Source organism: Bradyrhizobium sp. SZCCHNR1015 (assembly GCF_032489875.1).
Lineage (GTDB): Bacteria > Pseudomonadota > Alphaproteobacteria > Rhizobiales > Xanthobacteraceae > Bradyrhizobium.
Genome location: NZ_JAUEYW010000009.1, coordinates 283,904 through 297,691, shown reverse-complemented (window position 1 = coordinate 297,691; position 13,788 = coordinate 283,904). Strand labels below are relative to the sequence as shown.

General features: G+C 64.3%; 10 protein-coding genes. 2 read left to right on the top strand and 8 right to left on the bottom strand.

Going from position 1 to position 13,788, the window contains the following annotated elements; genetic code table 11:
- Positions 1-85 precede the first annotated feature (85 nt).
- The 6 genes from fmdA to urtA all read right to left on the bottom strand — a co-directional run bounded on the left by fmdA (position 86) and on the right by urtA (position 6,624).
- Complete coding sequence (gene fmdA / locus QX128_RS17550; protein ID WP_035648524.1) at positions 86-1,315, bottom strand: formamidase; 1,230 nt, start codon at positions 1,313-1,315, stop codon at positions 86-88.
- A gap of 36 nt (positions 1,316-1,351) precedes the next feature.
- Positions 1,352-2,041 carry an urea ABC transporter ATP-binding subunit UrtE gene (gene urtE, locus QX128_RS17545; protein ID WP_315801682.1) on the bottom strand — a complete coding sequence of 230 codons (690 nt, stop codon included), beginning with the start codon at positions 2,039-2,041 and terminating at the stop codon, positions 1,352-1,354.
- Positions 2,042-2,241: 200 nt separating this feature from the next.
- A complete protein-coding gene (gene urtD, locus QX128_RS17540) occupies positions 2,242-2,997 on the bottom strand; it encodes an urea ABC transporter ATP-binding protein UrtD (protein WP_315801683.1) in 756 nt (251 codons plus the stop codon).
- Between the two features lie 10 nt (positions 2,998-3,007).
- Positions 3,008-4,147, bottom strand: coding sequence for an urea ABC transporter permease subunit UrtC (gene urtC, locus QX128_RS17535; RefSeq protein WP_315801684.1), 1,140 nt, complete (start codon positions 4,145-4,147; stop codon positions 3,008-3,010).
- A 38-nt stretch (positions 4,148-4,185) separates the two neighbouring features.
- The gene (gene urtB / locus QX128_RS17530; RefSeq protein WP_315801685.1) at positions 4,186-5,112 is read right to left on the bottom strand and encodes an urea ABC transporter permease subunit UrtB; all 927 of its coding nucleotides are present in this window, start codon (positions 5,110-5,112) and stop codon (positions 4,186-4,188) included.
- A gap of 249 nt (positions 5,113-5,361) precedes the next feature.
- Positions 5,362-6,624 (bottom strand): urea ABC transporter substrate-binding protein, encoded by a 1,263-nt coding sequence (urtA, locus tag QX128_RS17525; RefSeq protein ID WP_315801686.1) that lies wholly within the window; start codon positions 6,622-6,624, stop codon positions 5,362-5,364.
- A 183-nt stretch (positions 6,625-6,807) separates the two neighbouring features.
- On the opposite strand from urtA, the gene QX128_RS17520 reads away from it, so the two are divergent.
- The gene (locus QX128_RS17520; RefSeq protein ID WP_316238055.1) at positions 6,808-10,182 is read left to right on the top strand and encodes an ATP-binding protein; all 3,375 of its coding nucleotides are present in this window, start codon (positions 6,808-6,810) and stop codon (positions 10,180-10,182) included.
- A complete protein-coding gene (locus QX128_RS17515; protein WP_316179431.1) occupies positions 10,172-11,083 on the top strand; it encodes a response regulator transcription factor in 912 nt (303 codons plus the stop codon). Before QX128_RS17520 ends, QX128_RS17515 begins: the two co-directional genes overlap by 11 nt.
- Positions 11,084-11,313: 230 nt before the next feature.
- Here the strand turns inward: QX128_RS17515 and QX128_RS17510 are convergent, their stop codons facing one another.
- Positions 11,314-12,816 (bottom strand): NAD(P)/FAD-dependent oxidoreductase, encoded by a 1,503-nt coding sequence (locus QX128_RS17510; RefSeq protein ID WP_316238054.1) that lies wholly within the window; start codon positions 12,814-12,816, stop codon positions 11,314-11,316.
- A gap of 108 nt (positions 12,817-12,924) precedes the next feature.
- Entirely contained in the window at positions 12,925-13,695 is a 771-nt protein-coding gene (locus QX128_RS17505; protein WP_316238053.1) for a S1 family peptidase, read from the bottom strand.
- Positions 13,696-13,788: the final 93 nt, after the last annotated feature.

Below are 13,788 nucleotides of genomic sequence, written 5' to 3'. Positions count from 1 at the left end.
CGCAACATCGTCTCTCTCGTCCGCGCGGCGGATGCGGGGCGGCCAAATACGCGGCGGTCCCGCATCCCGTCGCACAGGGAGAGGGTTATTTGTCCGGCGAGATCGGCATCTGGATATCGCCGGTGATGTGCTTGATCGGGCCTGCCGCCGACGGCATCACGTCGAAGTCGAAGATCTCGGTCGGCAGCCACAAGGTCGCGCAGGCATTGGGCACGTCGACCACGCCGGAGATGTGACCCTGCACCGGCGCGGTGCCGAGGATCGAATAGGCCTGGGCGCCGGAGTAGCCGAACTTCTTCAGGTACTCGATCGCGTTGAGACAGGCCTGCCGATAGGCGATGTGGACGTCGAGATAGTGCTGCTTGCCGGCCTCGTCGACCGAGATGCCCTCGAAGATCAGGTAGTCACGATAGTTCGGCGTGATCGGCGACGGCTTGAAGATCGGGTTCTTAATGCCGTACTTCGCGACGCCGTCCTTGATGACGTCGACCTTGATGTGCAGCCAGCCCGCCATCTCGATGGCGCCGCAGAAGGTGATCTCGCCGTCGCCCTGGCTGAAGTGCAGATCGCCCATCGAGAGGCCGCCACCGGGCACGTAGACCGGGAAGTAGATCTTCGAGCCGCGCGACAGGTCCTTGATGTCGCAATTGCCGCCATGCTCGCGCGGCGGCACGGTGCGGGCGCCCTCGGCGCCGATCTTGGCCTTGACGTCGCCCTTGGCCTGGCCGGCATGCGCGGTCGGTGCGAACGGCGGATTGGCGAGGCCCGGCACGCGGGTCGGGTTGGTCGCGATCAACGCCGTCTCACGCTCGTTCCAGGTCGCCAGCAGCTTCGGATCGGGCAGACAGCCGATCAGGCCGGGATGGATCAGGCCGGCGAAGTTCACGCCGGGCACGTGACGCGACGAGGTGTAGAGGCCCTTGATGTCCCAGATCGACTTCTGCGCCAGCGGGAAGTGGTCGGTCAGGAAACCGCCGCCGTTCTGCTTGGAGAAGAAACCGTTGAAGCCCCACAGGCTCTCCTTCAGCGGACCGACGTCGAGCAGGTCGACGACCAGGAGGTCGCCTGGCTCGGCGCCCTTGACGCCGATCGGGCCGGACAGGAAGTGCACGATCGACAGGTCGATGTCGCGGACGTCGTCGGCCGAGTCGTTGTTCTTGATGAAGCCGCCGGTCCAGTCATAGGTCTCGATGATGAAGTCGTCGCCGGGATTGACCCACTCCACCATCGGAATGTCCGGGTGCCAGCGGTTGTGCACCTTGTCGTTCTCGTAGGCCGACTTGGTCAGATCGACCTTGATCAGTGTGTCAGGCATCAAGAGCTCCCCTTTACCTTTGCTTGGACGGAGTGGTTAGACGGACAGATATTTCGAGACCTGCGCGGCATCGACGGACTCGCGCGGATCGTCGCGGACGATCTCGCCGTTCTCGATCACCAGCACGCGGTCGGCGATGTCGAGCGCGAAGCTCAGCACCTGCTCGGAGACAACGATGGACAGCCCTTTCTCGTCGCGGATGCGCTTCAAGGTGCGCGCCATCTCCTTGATGATCGACGGCTGGATGCCCTCGGTCGGCTCATCGAGCAGCAGCACCTTCGGCTTGGTGGCGAGCGCGCGCGCGATCGCGAGCTGCTGCTGCTGGCCGCCGGAGAGATTGCCGCCGCGTCGGCCCTTCATCTCGAGCAGCACTGGAAACAGCTCGTAGATGTCGCCGGGCACCTCGGACTCGCCGGAGACGACGAGGCCGGTCTCGATATTCTCCTTGACCGTCATCGTCGAGAAGATCATGCGGCCCTGCGGCACGTAGGCGAGACCCTTGGCGACGCGCTCGTAGCTCTTCAGGCCCGACAGCTCGGTGCCGTTCATGTCGATGGAGCCGCTCTTGGACGGCAGGATGCCCATCAGCGACTTCATCAGCGTGGTCTTGCCCATGCCGTTGCGCCCCATGATCGCAACGATCTCATTGGGCGCGACCTTGACGTTCAGGCCATGCAGCACCTCGCTCTGGCCATAGGCGACATGGAGATCGGAGATTGCGAGCATCAATGGCTCCTGCAAAGTGATGAATTGGGACGAGGCTGCAGCAACATCGGCAGCGCGCTCCCTCCCCCCTTGTGGGGGAGAGTTGGAGAGGGGGGTAGTCCCAAGCGATACTGCCGCCGTGGGCCCCCTCCCCTAGCCCCTCCCCACAAGGGGGAGGGGAACGCAGCGTCACTCGGAGCAAACAAGATCGCGATCATCGCTCAGTGCCCCAGATAGACTTCGACGACCTTGGGGTCGTTCTTGACCTTGTCCATCGTGCCTTCGGATAGGATCTGTCCCTGGTGCAGCACGGTGACCTTGTGGGCGATGTCCTCGACGAACTTCATGTCGTGCTCGATGACGAGCACCGAACGGTCCTTGATGATGCGGTTGAGCAGCTCGGCGGTCTTGGCGCGCTCGCTGACGCTCATGCCGGCCACAGGCTCGTCGAGCATCAGAAGGTCCGGGTTCTGGATCAGCAGCATGCCGATCTCGAGCCACTGCTTCTGGCCATGGCTGAGCTCGGCCGCCGAGGTCTTGAGACGATCCTTCAGGAAGATCATCTCCGCGACCTCCTCCACGCGATCCTTGACGACCGCGTCGCGCTGGAAGGTCAGCGAGCCGAACACGGTGCGGCCGCGCGGAAAGGATATCTCGAGATTCTCGAACACGCTGAGATCCTCGAACACCGACGGCGTCTGGAACTTGCGGCCAACACCGGTCTTGACGATCTCGTTCTCGCGCAGCTTGGTCAGCTCCTTGCCGCGGAACTGGATCGAGCCCGAGGTCGCTTTGGTTTTGCCGCAGATCAGGTCGAGCACCGTGGTCTTGCCGGCGCCGTTCGGGCCGATGATGACGCGGATCTCGTTCTCTTCGACGTAGAAGGAGAGATCGTTGACCGCCTTGAAGCCGTCGAACGAGACGGTGAGGGCTTCGACCGCGAGCAGGAATTCCTTGGGCTGATGACCGATGAGCATCGCTGTCTCCTCACTCTGCGGGGGCGCCGTTGGCGACCAGGCCGCCATTGCCGGGCTTCTTGCTGCGGGACGCCAGCAGCCGGTCGATGCGCGGCTGCACGTAGTCACCCCAGATTCCGGCCAATCCGTTCGGGAAGGCGAGAACCACGGCGATGAACAAGGCACCCAAGCCGAACAGCCAGAGCTGCGGGAAGGTCTCCGACAGGCTGGTCTTGGCGAAGTTGACGAGGAGCGAGCCATAGACCGCGCCGAAGATCGAGAGCCGGCCGCCGACCGCCGTGTAGATCACCATCTCGATCGACGGCACGATGCCGACGAAGGACGGCGACATGAAGCCGACCTCGAGCGTGAACAGCGCGCCGCCGACCGCGGCGAATACCGCCGCGGCGCAGAAGGCGAAGATCTTGAAATTGGCGACGCTGTAGCCGGAGAAGCGGACCCGGTCCTCCTGCTCCCGCATCGCCACCAGGATGCGGCCGAGCTTGGTGAGACGGATGAACTGCGCGACCAGGATGGCGGCGAACAGGAAGAACACCTCGACGAAGTAGAGGATGTATTTGGCGTGATCGGTGCGGATGTCCCAGCCGTGCAGGGTGCGCAGGTCGGTGATGCCGTTGATGCCGCCGGTGTAGCCCTGCTGTCCCACGATCAGGATGGTCATGATGGCCGCGATCGCCTGGGTGATGATGGCGAAGTAGACGCCGCCGACACGCCGCTTGAACATCGCAGCGCCGATGATGAAGGCGAAGATCGCCGGCACCAGGATGATCGCGGCGAGCGCGAACGGGAAGCTCTGGAACGGCTTCCAGAAGAACGGCAGCTGCGTCAGCTGATTCCAGTCCATGAAGTCGGGAATGCCAGGGGTCGACTGGATCTTGGTGTTGGCGACGCTGGAGGCCTCAAGCTTGAGGAACATTGCCATGCAGTAGCCGCCGAGGCCGAAGAACACACCCTGCCCCAGGCTCAGAATGCCGCCATAGCCCCAGCACAGCACCAGGCCGATGGCGACGAAGGAGTACGTCAGGTACTTCGCGACCAGGTTGAGGCGGAAGATGTCGACCGCCAGCGGCAGGATGACCACGAGCAGAAGCAGCAGAGAGACGAAGCCGATGAGCTCGGAGCGATTGAAGAAGCGCGTATTGATGATCATGACGGTGCTTTCTGATTCCCGATTCCTGCGCGTTCCGGCTATTTGCGGACCTTGAGGGCGAACAGGCCCTGCGGCCGCAGCATCAGGATGGCGACGATCGCCAGCAGAGTGAGCACCTTGGCCATCGAGCCGGACATGAAGAACTCCATCGTCGACTGCGCCTGGGAGATGGTGAAGGCAGAGGCGATGGTGCCGATCAGGCTGGCGGCGCCGCCGAACACGACGACCAGGAAGGTGTCGACGATGTAGAGTTGGCCGGCGGTCGGGCCGGTCGAGCCGATCATCGTGAAGGCGGAGCCGGCGACACCGGCGATGCCGCAGCCGAGACCGAAGGTGTAGCGGTCGACCTTCTCGGTGTTGATGCCGACGGCGCCGGCCATCACGCGGTTCTGCACGACGGCGCGGACCTGCTTGCCCCAGCGCGACAGGAAGAGGACATAGGCGACCACGATCGTGATCAGAATGGTCAGGCACATCACGAACATGCCGTTGATCGGAATCTGGATCGCGTCAGTCGCCTGCCAGGAGCCCATCATCCACTCAGGCAGTTCGACGCCGACCTCGCGCGCGCCAAACACCGAGCGATAGGCCTGCTGCAGGATCAGGCTGAGGCCCCAGGTCGCGAGCAGCGTATCGAGCGGCCGCTTGTAGAGCCGGCGAATCATCGCCCACTCGACCAGCATGCCGAGCGCTCCGGAGGCGATGAAGGCCAGCATCATCGCGACGAAGAAGTAGCCCGGAAACAACGACGGCAGGAAATGCTGGAAGGCGTTCGAGGTCATCCAGGTGACGTAGGCGCCGAGGATCATGAACTCGCCATGCGCCATGTTGATGACGCCCATCTGGCCGAAGATGATGGCAAGCCCCAGCGCCATCAGCACGTAGACCGAAAACAGGATGAGGCCTGCGAACCCCTGCATCGCGAAGATAGCCCCGAGGTCGCCGATGGAATAGTCACCGAACATGATCCGTCCTCTCGTGATGCGTGGTGTCGGTGCGCACTGACTTGCGATGCGCGTTGGCGCCCGCAGCATTGCCGCCGGTAAGGTCGTTCCCTCCCCCCTTGTGGGGGAGGGCCAGGGAGGGGGGTCCACACGACGAACTGTGGGTGGGGTACCCCCCTCCCCAACCCTCCCCCACAAGGGGGGAGGGAGCGCACTGGTTGTGCGGCAACGGCGTCGCTTCATCGGCCGTCGCGATGCGCGACTCGCGACTTACTGATAGCCCTTCGGGAACGGATCGGGCTCGACCAGGTCGGCGGTCTCGTAGATCAGCTCGTACTGACCGTCCGCCTTGGCGCGGCCGACGCGGGTCTTGGACCAGAGATGGTGGTTCTCATGGATCCGGACATAGCCTTCCGGCGCGCCCTTGAACTCGATGCCTGGCGAGGCGGCGGCGACCTTGTCGATGTCGAAGCTGCCGGCCTTCTCGACGGTCAGCTTCCACAGCCACGGACCGAGATAGGCGGCTTGCGTCACGTCGCCGATCACGGTCTTCTCACCCCACATCTTCTTGAAATCGGCGACGAAGGCCTTGTTGTTGGGGTTGTCGAGCGACTGGAAGTACTTCATGCAGGCATAGGCGCCCGCGATGTTCTCGCCGCCGATGCCGTCGATCTCGTCCTCGGTCACGGAGATGGTGAGCAAGGTCTGCTTCGACATGTCGATGCCGGCGGCTTTCAGCTGCTTGTAGAACGCGACATTGGAGCCGCCGACGATGATCGCGTAGATCACGTCCGGCTTGGTCAGCTTGATCTTGTTGATGACCGAGTTGAACTGGGTGTGGCCGAGCGGGAAGTACTCTTCGCCGACGACCTTGCAGCCCTGCAGATGGCCCTCGATGTGCTTGCGCGCGATCTTGTTCGAGGTGCGCGGCCAGATGTAGTCGGAGCCGAGCAGGTAGAAGGTCTTCGCACCCTTGGTCTTGTTGACCCAGTCGAGGCCGGCGATGATCTGCTGGGTGGCTTCCTGGCCGGTGTAGATGACGTTCTTGGACTGCTCGAGGCCTTCGTAGAAGGTCGGGTAGTACAGCATGCCGTTGTACTGCTCGAACACCGGCAGCACCGCCTTGCGCGAGGCCGAGGTCCAGCAGCCCATCACGGCGGCGCACTTGTCGTTGACCAGGAGCTTCTTGGCCTTCTCCGCGAAGGTCGGCCAATCCGAGGCGCCGTCCTCCTGGATGTACTTGATCTTGCGGCCGAGCACGCCGCCGGCGGCATTGATCTGCTCGATCGCGAGCTTCTCGGCCTGCACCGACCCGGTCTCGGAGATCGCCATCGTGCCGGTGACCGAATGCAGGATGCCGACCGTCACTTCGCTATCGGTGACTGCAAGTCCGGTGGTGTTGACAGCGGAGGTTGCGGGACCGGCGCCAAAGGATGGCCGCGGCATCATGGCCAGCGCCGGGATTGCGGCCATTCCCATCAGCAATTGGCGCCGAAGTGGCGACTTCAGGCCCTTTTTGGTTTCATCTGACATGAGCACCCCATTCATTGGTTCGAGGACACGCGTTGGGTCAGACGAAGGATGGCGCGGTTTGTGCAACGCACGGATACGCAAGATTGCGTATACTGCACCGCAAAAGCGCGACGTAGGCTCTGCGTAGGTCTTGCGAGGGGCAGGCGAGTTGCGGACAAGCGCCCGCGGGTGAGGAGTTCGAAAGTGGCAGGGCGGCAGCGGATCGACCGCGTCAGGCGCCAGTACAACCAGTGGGTCGCCAACCAGACGTTGGAGGACTATGCGCTCCGCTTCACGGCCAAGAGCGCGCGGCGCTGGTCGGCCGCCCGCGTCGCCAACACCGCGCTGGGCGCAATCTCGTTCCTGGCGCTGGAGGCCATCGGCGGCACAATCACCTTGAACTACGGCGTGACCAATGCGACCGCCGCCATCCTAGTCGCCAGCGTGATCATCTTCTGCTGCGGCCTGCCGATCGCCTATCATGCAGCTAAATGCGGCATCGACATCGACCTGCTGACGCGTGGCGCCGGCTTCGGCTACATCGGCTCCACCATCACCTCGCTGATCTACGCCTCCTTCACCTTCATCTTCTTCGCCATCGAGGCGGTGATCCTCGCCTCCGCCCTCGAGATGTGCTTCGGCATTCCGCGCCCGGTCGGCTATCTCATCAGCGCCGTCGTCATCATCCCGCTCGTGACCTACGGCATCACGCTGATCAGCCGCTTCCAACTGTGGACGCAGCCGCTGTGGGTCGTGCTGCACGTCCTGCCCTTTGCCGCAATCGCCTATGCGAGCCCGCACTCCTTCGCCGATTGGCTGCAGTTTCCCGGCGAGCATGGCGATCCCATGGGCCATCTCGATCTGGCGCTGTTCGGGACCGCGGCGGCGGTCGTGTTCTCGCTGGTCGCCCAGATCGGCGAGCAGGTCGACTTCCTGCGCTTTCTGCCGCGCGATCGCCGCACGTCGAGGCGGTCATGGTGGATTGCGCTGTTATCCGCAGGCCCCGGCTGGATCGTGCTCGGTGCGCTGAAGCTGCTTGCGGGCTCGTTCCTGGCCTACTTCGCGCTCAGCCATGGAGTCTCGGCCGACCGCGCCGCCGAACCGGCACACATGTATCTCGAGGCGTTCCGCTACGTGCTGGCCCGGCCGGACCTGGCGCTTGCGTTGACCGGCACCTTCGTGATCGTGTCCCAGATCAAGATCAACGTTACCAACGCCTACGCCGGCTCGATCGCCTGGTCGAACTTCTTCTCCCGCCTCACCCACAGTCATCCGGGACGCGTCGTATGGCTGGTCTTCAACGTCGTGGTCGCGCTGCTGCTGATGGAGATCGGCGTCTACAAGGCGCTCGAGCAGACGCTGGCGCTGTACTCCAACATCGCGATCTCCTGGGTCGGCGCCCTGGTCGCCGACCTCGTGATCAACAAGCCGCTCGGCCTGCGCCCGCCGCAGATGGAGTTCAAGCGCGCTCATCTCTACGACATCAATCCGGTCGGCGTCGGCGCGATGACGATCGCCACGATCGTCTCGATCTGCGCCTTCTATGGCCTGTTCGGTCCGACCGGAAAGGCGCTGTCGACTTTCGTCGCGCTCGGCGTCGCGCTCGTCACGGCGCCCGCGATCGCCTATCTGACCGACGGAAAGTACTATCTGGCGCGCAAGCCGAAGCGGAGCTGGCAGAACATCGAGCAGATCCAATGCTGCATCTGTGAGCATCATTTCGAGCCGGAGGACACCGCCTCCTGCCCGGCCTATGCCGGCCCGATCTGCTCGCTGTGCTGCTCGCTCGACGCTCGCTGTCACGATCTGTGCAAACCGCACGCGCGGGCGCAAGCCCAGGTCGCCGCGGCGCTTGGCGGCATGCTGCCGGGGTCGGTGCTCGCCAAGATCAACTCGCAGCTCGGTCACTATGTCGGTGTCTTTCTGACATCGGCCGGACTCGTCGCGCTGACGCTCGGCATGATCTATCTGGAGACCTCGGCGGCGCTGCCAGGATTCAAGGGCATCATCTCCGACGTGCTGTGGAAGGTGTTCTTCGCTCTCTCCATCATCATCGGCGTCGTGACCTGGCTGTTCGTGCTGGCGCAGCAGAGCCGTCGCGCCGCCGAGGCCGAGACACGCCGGCAGACGCAGCTGTTGATTCAGGAGATCGAGGCGCACAAGCGCACCGACGCCGAGCTGCAGCGCGCCAAGGAGGTTGCGGAGTCCGCCAACCTCGCCAAGAGCCGCTATGTCGTCGGCCTCAGCCACGAGCTGCGCTCGCCGCTGAACGCGATCTCCGGCTATGCGCAACTGCTCGAGCAGGACACGAGCCTCGCACCGAAGCCGCGGGACCAGGTCCGCGTCGTCCGCCGCAGCGCCGATCATCTGTCCGGCCTGATCGACGGCATCCTCGATATCTCCAAGATCGAAGCCGGGCGGCTGTATCTGTCGCGCGACGAGGTCCGTCTCAGCGAATTCCTCGACCAGCTTGTGGGCATGTTCCGATTGCAAGCCGCCGCCAAGGGCGTCGACTTCGTGTTCAAGCGGCCGGCGGTACTGCCGCTGGTCGTCTACGCCGACGAGAAACGGCTGCGCCAGATCCTGATCAACCTGCTGTCGAATGCGATCAAATTCACCGCGGAAGGCAGCGTCCAGTTCGTCGTGCATTATCGCAGTCCGGTCGCGGAGTTCGAGGTGATTGATACCGGGCCCGGCATCCAGCCCGACGACCTCGAGCGCATCTTTGCGCCGTTCGAGCGCGGCGCGCTCGGGGCCGCTCAACCGCAGACCGGCACGGGACTGGGCCTGACGATCAGCCGCCTGCTCGCCGGGGTGATGGGCGGCGACATCAAGGTCGAGAGCAGGGTCGGCACCGGCAGCACCTTCAAGGTCAAGATCCTCCTGTCCGAGGTCACCAACCCGACGCGGCATGCGCCGGTGAAGGCGCCGGTCGCCGGCTATCTCGGACCGCGCAGGACGATTCTGATCACCGACGACGATCCCGTTCATCGCGACCTCCTGCGCGAGGTGTTGACGCCGCTCGGCTTCATCCTGCTGAGCGCGCCCGACGGTCCCGCCTGCCTCGCGCTCGCACAGCACTGCCAGCCGGACCTGTTCATTCTGGACATCTCGATGCCCGGCATGGACGGCTGGACGGTGGCCGAGACCTTGCGCAACAGCGGTCATCATCAGGCCCGGATCCTGATGACATCTGCGAGCGCGCTCGAAGCGCATGGCCGGCCGCTGGCGCAACCATTCCACGACAGCTACCTGATGAAGCCGATCGACATCCCAAGGCTGCTGGAGGCGATACGTCAATTGCTGAAGCTCGAATGGAGCTACCAGACCGACATCCCAGCGGCGCCGCCACGCTGGCGGCCGGACACCGGGTCCCGGCCCCCGCTCAACTATGTCGAGGAGCTGATGAGCCTCGGCCAGATCGGCTACATCAGGGCCATTCAGCTCAAGCTCGACGACATCAGCAACGCGCATCCGGAGCATGCCGACTTCGTCGCCCAGATGCGCACGCTTATCGACCGCTTCGATCTCGATCAGTACATGGCCACTCTGAAGACCTTGCATGCCTATGAGCACTGACAGCAGGAAGCGCGATGTCGCGCTGGTGGTGGACGACTCGCCGGAGACGCTTCGGCTGCTCACCGACGCGCTGGATGGTGCCGGCATGACGGTCATGGTCGCACTCGATGGCGCCGCGGCCATGCGCATCATCGACCAGATCACGCCGGACATCATCCTGCTCGACGCCGTCATGCCCGGCATGGACGGCTTCGAGACGTGCCGCAAGCTCAAGCGCGAGACGGGTCTCTCCAACGTCCCCGTCATCTTCATGACCGGGCTCGCCGATACCGAGCATATCGTGAAGGGACTGGAGGCCGGCGGCGTCGACTACGTCACCAAGCCGATCGCCGTCTCGGAGATGCTGGCGCGCATCCGCGTGCATCTCGCCAACGCCCGGATGACGCAGAGTGCGCGCGCCGCGCTCGACGTCTCCGGCCGCTTCCTGCTCGCCGTCAACCGCGAGGGACGGCTGATGTGGGCAACGCCGCAGGCGCAGAAGCTGCTGTCGGACAGTTTTGGCACCGCCGAGGAGCTCGTTCTTCCTGAAGCGCTGCGGCTCTGGCTGGATCAGGCGCAGAACGGCGGCGGGAAGGCCGCCGCTTCGATCCCCGATCATCCCGAATTGCGCCTCTATTACATGGGCGGAGCCGGGCCCAACGAGTTCCTGCTGCGGCTCGCCAAGGAGTCCTCCGGTGAGTTGCCCAAGGAATTCTCCAGCGAGTTCGGTCTCACCACGCGCGAGGGCGAAGTGCTGTCATGGCTGTCCAAGGGCAAGACCAACCGCGACATCGCGCAGATCCTGGGGCTGAGCCCGCGGACCGTCGACAAGCACCTCGAGCAGATCTACGCCAAGCTCGGCGTCGAGAACCGAACCGCCGCCGCGGCGATCGCGACGGGGGTGACGCGGCGGGAGGGATGAGACGGGCGGCGCACTCAGAAGCGCGCTCTGAAACTCGCTGTCGTCCCGGGCAAGCCCGCTGACGCACAGCGTCAACGGGCGCCGACCCGGGACCCATACCGCGTGATCTCGCTTGGGGCAGGATGTAAGCTGGCGTCGTGCCTCACATATCCGGCTGTGGTTATGGATCCCCGCGTTCGCGGGGATGACACCGAGGTTAGAGCGACAGCGAGTACTCCACCCCTCGGCGCTCACCCATATACGAACGCCGGATCATCCAGATCGATCGCCGGAATCTGGTCCTTCTCGCTCCAATAATCCTGGCTGTGCTGCCACTCCGGCTTGTCGCCGCGCTTGGGCAGCAGATGCATGTTGCGCATCATGTAGCCGGGATTGAAGTTTTCCGGGTCGATCCATGGCAGCAGCGGCATGTTGTGATCCTCCGGGCGCAGCGCCGGCACGACCTTGCTCACGCCCTTCTCCTTCATGTGCGCGAGCAGGCGGCACACGAAATCCGCGACCAGATCGGTGCGCAACGTCCAGCTGGCGCGGAAATAGCCGAACACCCAGGCGAGATTCGGCACGCCGGTGAACATCATGCCGCGATAGGTCACGGTGTCGGCGAAGTCGAGCGGCTTGCCGTCGATCGTGAACGCGATGTCGCCGAGCACGCAGAGATCGAAGCCGGTCGCGGTGACGATGATGTCGGCCTTGAGCTCGTCGCCGGACTTCAGCTTGATGCCGCCTTCGGTGAAGCTTTCGATCTCGTCGGTGACGACGGAGGCTTTGCCACTCTTGATGCCCTCGAACAGATCGGCATCCGGCACGAACGCGATGCGCTGTCGCCACGGGCGATAGCTCGGGGTGAAATGCTTGGCCGCCTGTTCGGGGCCGATGATGGCGCTGATCTGGCCGATCAGCTCCTTCTTGACCTGCTCGGGCTCCGTCAAGCAGCGCTTGGTGAACCAATCCTGCTCGAACAGGATCTTGCGCCTGACGATCTCGTGGATCCACTCTTCCTTGACATCAAGCCGACGCAACTCCTCGGCCAGCTCGATCGCGTTGCGGCCGATGCGGAAGTAGGTCGGCGAGCGCTGCAGCATCGTCACATGCGCGCATTTTCCGGCGATCGACGGCAGGATGGTCGCGGCCGTCGCACCGGAGCCGATGACCACGACCTGCTTGCCGGTGAGATCGAGATCCTCGGGCCAGAGTTGCGGATGCACGATGCGGCCCTTGAATTTCGCCATGTCCGGCCACTCCGGCGTGTAGCCCTTGGAGTGGCGGTAGTAGCCCTGGCACATCCAGAGGAAATTCGTGGTGAAGGTGACGGGCTGCTGATCCCTGCCCTTCACGGCTTGGACCGTCCAGAGATTGGTCGCGCTCGACCAGCTGGCCGACACGATGTGATGGCCGTAGCGGATGTGGCGGCCGAGATCGTTCTCTTCAATCACCTCGCCCATGTAGCTGAGGATTTCTTCCGCGGTCGCGATCGGCGGCCCGACCCACGGCTTGAAGCTGTATCCAAATGTGTGCAGGTCGCTGTCGGAGCGGATGCCGGGATAGCGGTGCGTCCGCCAGGTGCCGCCGAAGCCGTCCTGGCTCTCCAGGATCACGAAGCGCTTGTCGGGCATCTGCCTGGTCAACTGATAGGCGCTGCCGACACCGGAGATGCCGGCGCCGACGATGAGCACGTCGAAATGTTCGGTCGCGTGAGAGGACGCGGCCTCCCGGATGGGCGCGATGACGTTCATGGGAGTCCCTGGGCTTTGGTCTTGATGTTGTTTCCTCGCGTGACAGGCTGAACCCGATCACAGCGACGGTCAACCCATCGCGACGCGCGGCGTCGTGAACGCGGCGCCTCAATTTCCGCCGAGCGGCATGCCCCACTGCCGCGCGGTCTGCACGACCCAATCGCGATACAACGTGAGCGGCGTGACGCCGGTCATGCCGCCGCAGCCATCGCCGAGATTTGGCCCGGTCGACCATGAGATGACGCCGATCAGCACCTGTCCTTGCGCCTGCGTCTCGAATGCAGGCCCGCCGGAATCCCCGGTGCAGCCACCGAGCCCGGACCGCACGCCTTGCGTCGCCGGATCGACCAGCCGGATCTGCAATGTGCCTGGCCTGCCTGTGGCCACCAGCGCCGCGCCGCGCACCACGCCCCCGCTCTTGCCGTCGCCGGGGACGGCGACACCGATGCCTGCGACCGTGAATGCGTTGCCGGCGGCAAGCGGCGGCTGCGGCACGCCGAGCGCCACCGGCACGCGCTCCTTCGCTGGCGCCTCCAATTCCAGCAGCGCGACATCGGCGGTGGCGCGATGCGCCAGGATGGCCTGCACGCTGAAGCTGGGATGCACCGCCACCCGCCGGACCGTCTTGAGAACCGGCCTGCGGTCGCGATCGTATTCCACGATGCGGTAATCGAGACCCGGCTGCACGCAATGCCCGGCGGTCAGCACCAGCTTCGGGGCAATCAGCGCGCCGCTGCAGAAATTGCCGCGCGAGCCGACGATCGTGACCACGGCGCGGCCGATGCCATCATTCAGCGCCGGCGCATTGCCGACGATGGCCAGGGCCTGCGACGGCGCCAGCAGAGCGGCGGCTGCAATGATTGCGTGAGACGGCTTCATCGCGGCAGCAATAGCGGCTGACGCCGAGGTCGCCAAGTGCGACCGAGGTCGCCAAGTGCGGCATCCCATGCTAGCGATCATCCAGGGATCAAG

Bases quoted from the DNA above. Each gene is read 5' to 3' on its own strand.
- fmdA (WP_035648524.1), bottom strand. From the start codon at position 1,315: ATGCCTGACACACTGATCAAGGTCGATCTGACCAAGTCGGCCTACGAG.
- urtE (WP_315801682.1), bottom strand. From the start codon at position 2,041: ATGCTCGCAATCTCCGATCTCCATGTCGCCTATGGCCAGAGCGAGGTG.
- urtD (WP_315801683.1), bottom strand. From the start codon at position 2,997: ATGCTCATCGGTCATCAGCCCAAGGAATTCCTGCTCGCGGTCGAAGCC.
- urtC (WP_315801684.1), bottom strand. From the start codon at position 4,147: ATGATCATCAATACGCGCTTCTTCAATCGCTCCGAGCTCATCGGCTTC.
- urtB (WP_315801685.1), bottom strand. From the start codon at position 5,112: ATGTTCGGTGACTATTCCATCGGCGACCTCGGGGCTATCTTCGCGATG.
- urtA (WP_315801686.1), bottom strand. From the start codon at position 6,624: ATGTCAGATGAAACCAAAAAGGGCCTGAAGTCGCCACTTCGGCGCCAA.
- QX128_RS17515 (WP_316179431.1), top strand. From the start codon at position 10,172: ATGAGCACTGACAGCAGGAAGCGCGATGTCGCGCTGGTGGTGGACGAC.
- QX128_RS17510 (WP_316238054.1), bottom strand. From the start codon at position 12,816: ATGAACGTCATCGCGCCCATCCGGGAGGCCGCGTCCTCTCACGCGACC.
- QX128_RS17505 (WP_316238053.1), bottom strand. From the start codon at position 13,695: ATGAAGCCGTCTCACGCAATCATTGCAGCCGCCGCTCTGCTGGCGCCG.